Here is a 4,698-nt window from a genome sequence, read left to right on the forward strand (position 1 = left end):
CGACGTGCCGGGCACCGCCGCCCGCCCCGGGCAGCCCGAGCGCCGCGCCGTACCCGACGGCGTCGAGGTGCAGCCCGACGCACCGGGTCCCGGCCGCGTCGACCATCGCCCGCAGCGGGACCGTGCCGTCCGCGGCGAGGACGGCCTCCGGCGCATCGACGCGCAGCTCGAACACGAGGCGGTCCTCCGGCAGGTCGTGCACGACCTCGAGGACCCGCAGCAGGGCGGAGTAGGCGGCGACCTGGTCGACGTGGACCGCGCCGGGGAGCGTCAGCCGGAACCCGGCGGGTGGACCGCCGGCCTCCGCCAGGCCGCCGACCACGCGGTCCAGCGCACGGACGGCGAGGTGCCGCGTGGAGGCCCCGAGTCCGCGGTGCAGGACCCCGCAGCGCACCGGGCCGCCCGCGTCGTCGACCTCCGCGAGCAGCGTGCGGACGGCCTGGTCGGCCGCATCGTCCGCGGCCGCATCGTCCGCGGCCCCGCCGTCGGGTACGGCCGCGACCCCCGCGACCGGGCCGCCGGGAGCCGGCGTGGCCCGCCCCTCGTCGCCGGCGGAACCGGCGCCGGCCGCGCTGAGGTCGATGCGCAGGTCCTCGACCGGCCGCCGTCCGAGCCGCCGCCGGAGCTCCGGCCACGCGGTCTCGACCTCGTCGGCCGGGAGCCCCGTGGCCATCGCGAGCGAGACCGGTCCGGGGGCGTGCTCGTCCAGCGCCTCGAGGGCGGCGCGGCCCCACGCGGCGCACACGCCCGGCTCCGCGCGGTCCGCGGCGACGAGCACCGTGTGGCCCGGTCGCCCGTCGGCGGACGCGGGGGCGCGACGCGCGGCGATCCAGCCGTCGACCGGCGCCAACGCGGTCTCGAGCGCGTCGAGCGCGGCGTCCGGCAGTCGTCCCGGGCCGTTCGTCATCACGGTCAGCCTGTCACGTGCGGGCCCGGGGGACAGGGCCCGACCCGTTCGCCGTCGCGGCGCGGGCCGGTCCCCGGAGGGCGCTAGGCCTTCTGGGCGACGAGGCGCTCCTTGGCGGCCTTCACCGTCTCGAGCGCCTCCGCGCGGTCGCGGTAGCCCTGGACCTCGACGACCTTGCCCTCGGGCTGCTTGTAGATCTCGAAGAAGTGCGAGATCTCGGTCTTCAGCTGCGACGAGATGTCGTCGAGCGACTCGACGCCGTTCCAGTTCGGATCGGCGACCGGCACGCAGATGACCTTGTCGTCGACTTCACCCTGGTCGATCATCTTGAAGAGTCCGATGACGCGCACCGGGATGCGGCAGCCGGGGAACGTCGCGTCGGAGACGAGGGTCAGGGCGTCGAGCGGGTCGCCGTCCTCGCCGAGCGTGTCGGTGATGAAGCCGTAGTCGGCCGGGTAGACCACGGACGAGTAGAGGTAGCGGTCGAAGACGATCGCGCCGACCTCCTCGTCCCACTCGTACTTGTTACGGGATCCCTTGGGGATCTCCACGAACATCAGCAGATCGTCGGACACCCGCGCGATTCTAGGGGGCGCGCGTCACAGAGGGGAGTCCGGCGCCCCCTCGTGCGGACGGTGTTCACCGGGCGGGCCTTGGATCGCGCGTGCGGATCGGGATACTGGAGAGGTGAGCACCGCCGACGCCACCCTGAGCATCAACACGATCCGGACGCTGTCGATCGACGCCGTCCAGAAGGCGAACTCGGGTCACCCGGGTCTGCCGCTGGCGTTCGCGCCGGTCGCCTACCTCCTCTACGCGGAGCGGATGAAGCACGATCCGGCGCACCCCGCGTGGCTGGACCGCGACCGCTTCGTGCTGTCGGCGGGCCACGGCTCGGTCCTCCAGTACGCCGCGCTGCACCTCGCGGGCTACGACCTGTCGATCGACGACCTCAAGGCGTTCCGCCAGTGGGGCTCCAAGACGCCGGGGCACCCCGAGCGCGAGTTCCACCTCCCCGAGGCCGGCGCCGGTCCGGGCGCAACGCCGCTGCCGCTGACGGAGGGCATCGAGGTCACGACCGGCCCGCTCGGCCAGGGCATCTCCAACGCGGTCGGCATCGCGATGGCCGAGGCCTTCCTGCGCGACAAGTACGGCCCGGAGGTCCAGGACCACCGCACGTACGTCGTGGCCTCCGACGGCGACCTGATGGAGGGCATCTCCGCCGAGGCCTCCTCGTTCGCCGGCCACATCGGGCTCGGTCGCCTGATCGTCTTCTACGACGACAACGACATCTCGCTCGACGGCTCGACGTCGCTGTCGTTCACCGAGGACGTCGAGAAGCGGTACGAGGCCTACGGCTGGCAGACGCTGCGCGTCACCGACGTCAACGACCTCGACCAGCTCCGCTCGGCGCTCGACCAGGCCGAGGCGAACACGACGCAGCCGACGCTGATCCACGTCAAGTCGGTCATCGGGTACCCGTCGCCGAACAAGCAGGGCACGAGCAAGGCCCACGGCTCGCCGCTCGGCGAGGACGAGGTGAAGCTCACGAAGGAGGCCCTCGGCTGGGACCCGGAGTCGCAGTTCCTCGTCCCCGACGGCGTCTACGACGAGTTCCGCGCGAACAACCCCGGCCCCGCCGCCCACGCCGCGTGGCACGAGCGCTACACCGCGTGGCGCGAGGCCGACGCCGATCGCGCCGCCGAGTGGGACGCCGCCTGGGAGGGCAAGCCGCTGCCGGGCGTGAAGGACGCCCTCAAGGGGCTCGAGCCGGCGACCGAGGCCACCCGCATCTCGGGCAAGCGTGCGATGGCCGCGTTCGCGCCGTTCGTCCCGACCCTCGTCGGCGGCTCCGCCGACCTCGTCTCCTCGACGAACACCCTCCTGCCCGACGCCGGCTACTGGTCGAAGGAGAACGGCCCCGCCCAGAACGTCCACTTCGGCGTGCGCGAGCACGGCATGGGCGCGATCGTCAACGGCCTGGCCGCGCACGGCGGCGTCGTCCGGCCGTACGGCTCCACGTTCCTGCAGTTCGTCGACTACATGCGCGGCGCGGTCCGCCTGTCGGCGCTGCAGAACCTGCACTCGGGCTGGGTCTACACGCACGACTCCGTCGCGCTCGGCGAGGACGGCCCGACCCACCAGCCGGTCGAGCACCTCGCGTCGCTGCGCGCGATGCCGAACCTCACGGTCATCCGGCCGGGCGACTCCGTCGAGACGTTCGCCGCTTGGGCGACGGTCCTCGAGGACGTCGACGGCCCGGCGCTCCTGGCGCTCAGCCGCCAGAACCTCGAGCCGCTGCCGCGCGACGGCGGCGACGACGCGGCCTGGGAGGGCGTGCCGAAGGGCGGCTACGTCGTCACCGAGGCCGAGGGCGGGACCCCGGACGTCGTCCTGATCGGCACCGGCTCGGAGGTCGGCGTCGCGGTCGCCGCGTCGAAGCTCCTCGGCGAGCAGGGCGTGAAGGCCCGCGTCGTGTCGCTGCCGTCCTGGGAGCTCTTCGACGAACAGGACGAGGCCTACCGCCTCGACGTCCTGCCGGTGAACGTCCCGAAGGTCGCGGTCGAGGCCGCCGTCACGTTCGGCTGGGAGCGCTACGCCGACACGACGGTCGGCATCGACCGCTTCGGCGCCTCCGCCCCCGCCGGCGAGCTCCTGAAGCAGTTCGGCATCACCGCGGAGAACGTCGCGGCCCGGGCGCAGGAGCTGCTCGGGGCGTAGGGGGCGCCGCCCGGGGCCCGGGCGGCCCGCTTCCGACGCGGTGCCGGTGAGGTCCGGCATCGGGAACGCGACCCCCGGCCGGGGGTCGCCGGTCCCTCAGTCGCCGAACTCCTCCGAGCCGTCGCGGACCGGGGCCTGCGGCGTGCTCGGCGTGCGGCGGGCCGGCGTCGGGTTCGACGGGGCCGGGGTGCTCCGGGGCGTCGTCGTCGCGGGCGCCTGGGTCGTCGGCGTGGTCGCGGTGGTGCTCGTGGTCGTGGTCGTCGCGTCCGACGCCGCACGCGCGGCCTCGGCCTCGCGGGCCTTCCGGGCTGCGACCCGGCGCTCCCGCGCCCGTCGGGCCCGAGCCCGTTCCCGGCGGTCCCGCGCAGCCGCCGCCTTCGCCGCCGCGGCCTCCCGCCGCTCCCGTGCCGCGTCCGCGCGTTCGCGCTCGGCGGCGGCGCGGGCCTCGGCCTCGCGCTGTTGATCGGCGGTGGCGTCGGCCGTGACGGGGCGCGCTGCAGACGCCGCGGGCCGCGGCTCGTCGCTCCCGGAGAACGCGCCGGCCGCCGCCGCGATCCCGGCCACGAGCAGCACGAGCACCGAGGCGAGCAGCGCCATGGGACGGCGACGGCCTCCCGGCGCGACCGCACCGGAGCGCGGGGCCCCGCGGTCGGGACCGCCGGGACCGCCCGCGCGCCGCAGCGGCACCCGCGCCGCGGGGTCCGACGCGGGTCCGGTGGTCGGGGCCGCTCGCCCGACCGGTCCGGCGGGCGCCGGACCGGCGGTCGTGGGCTCGCCCGCGGTGACGGGTGCGGCCTTCGTGGCCCCGGACCGCGCGGCCGCCGCCGGCGCAGGGGTCCAACGCGAGTCGGCACCGGCCGAGGACGCTCCGCCCGCGCCCGACCGCGTCGCGGGCGTCCGCTCCGCCGCGGGCCGCGGCACCGCGGCCGGGTCGGCGACCCGCTCCGACGGGCCGGACCGCTCCGAGGGGCCGGACCGCTCCGCCGTGGGCTGCGACGGGCTCGGTGCCGCCGCGACGGAGGGTGCGACCCGGCGTTCGGGGGGCGTCGACGCGTCCGGCGGGCCGCCCG

General features: G+C 75.8%; 4 protein-coding genes and 1 pseudogene. 2 read left to right on the forward strand and 3 right to left on the reverse strand.

Annotation, left to right across the window (positions count from 1 at the left end):
• Together PATMI_RS27880 and PATMI_RS0106260 are read right to left on the reverse strand one after the other, a co-directional pair.
• The coding region (locus tag PATMI_RS27880) for a DUF6986 family protein (RefSeq protein ID WP_036725348.1) at positions 1-907 on the reverse strand (907 nt) is incomplete at its 3' end.
• Between the two features lie 83 nt (positions 908-990).
• On the reverse strand, positions 991-1,482 hold the full coding sequence (locus PATMI_RS0106260) for an inorganic diphosphatase (protein ID WP_245604122.1): 492 nt from the start codon (positions 1,480-1,482) through the stop codon (positions 991-993).
• 112 nt (positions 1,483-1,594) lie between these two features.
• Here PATMI_RS0106260 and tkt point away from each other — a divergent pair, with 112 nt between their 5' ends.
• On the forward strand, positions 1,595-3,628 hold the full coding sequence (gene tkt / locus PATMI_RS0106265; protein ID WP_026910261.1) for a transketolase: 2,034 nt from the start codon (positions 1,595-1,597) through the stop codon (positions 3,626-3,628).
• 96 nt (positions 3,629-3,724) lie between these two features.
• Here the strand turns inward: tkt and PATMI_RS36495 are convergent, their stop codons facing one another.
• On the reverse strand, positions 3,725-4,225 hold the full coding sequence (locus tag PATMI_RS36495; protein ID WP_157260643.1) for a hypothetical protein: 501 nt from the start codon (positions 4,223-4,225) through the stop codon (positions 3,725-3,727).
• 169 nt (positions 4,226-4,394) lie between these two features.
• On the opposite strand from PATMI_RS36495, the pseudogene PATMI_RS37850 reads away from it, so the two are divergent.
• A pseudogene (locus tag PATMI_RS37850) lies at positions 4,395-4,698 on the forward strand (hypothetical protein); the annotation flags it as partial.

The organism is Patulibacter minatonensis DSM 18081, from assembly GCF_000519325.1.
GTDB lineage: Bacteria > Actinomycetota > Thermoleophilia > Solirubrobacterales > Solirubrobacteraceae > Patulibacter > Patulibacter minatonensis.

Coding starts and splice junctions, on each gene's coding strand:
- PATMI_RS36495 (WP_157260643.1), bottom strand. CDS start 4,225: ATGGCGCTGCTCGCCTCGGTGCTCGTGCTGCTCGTGGCCGGGATCGCG.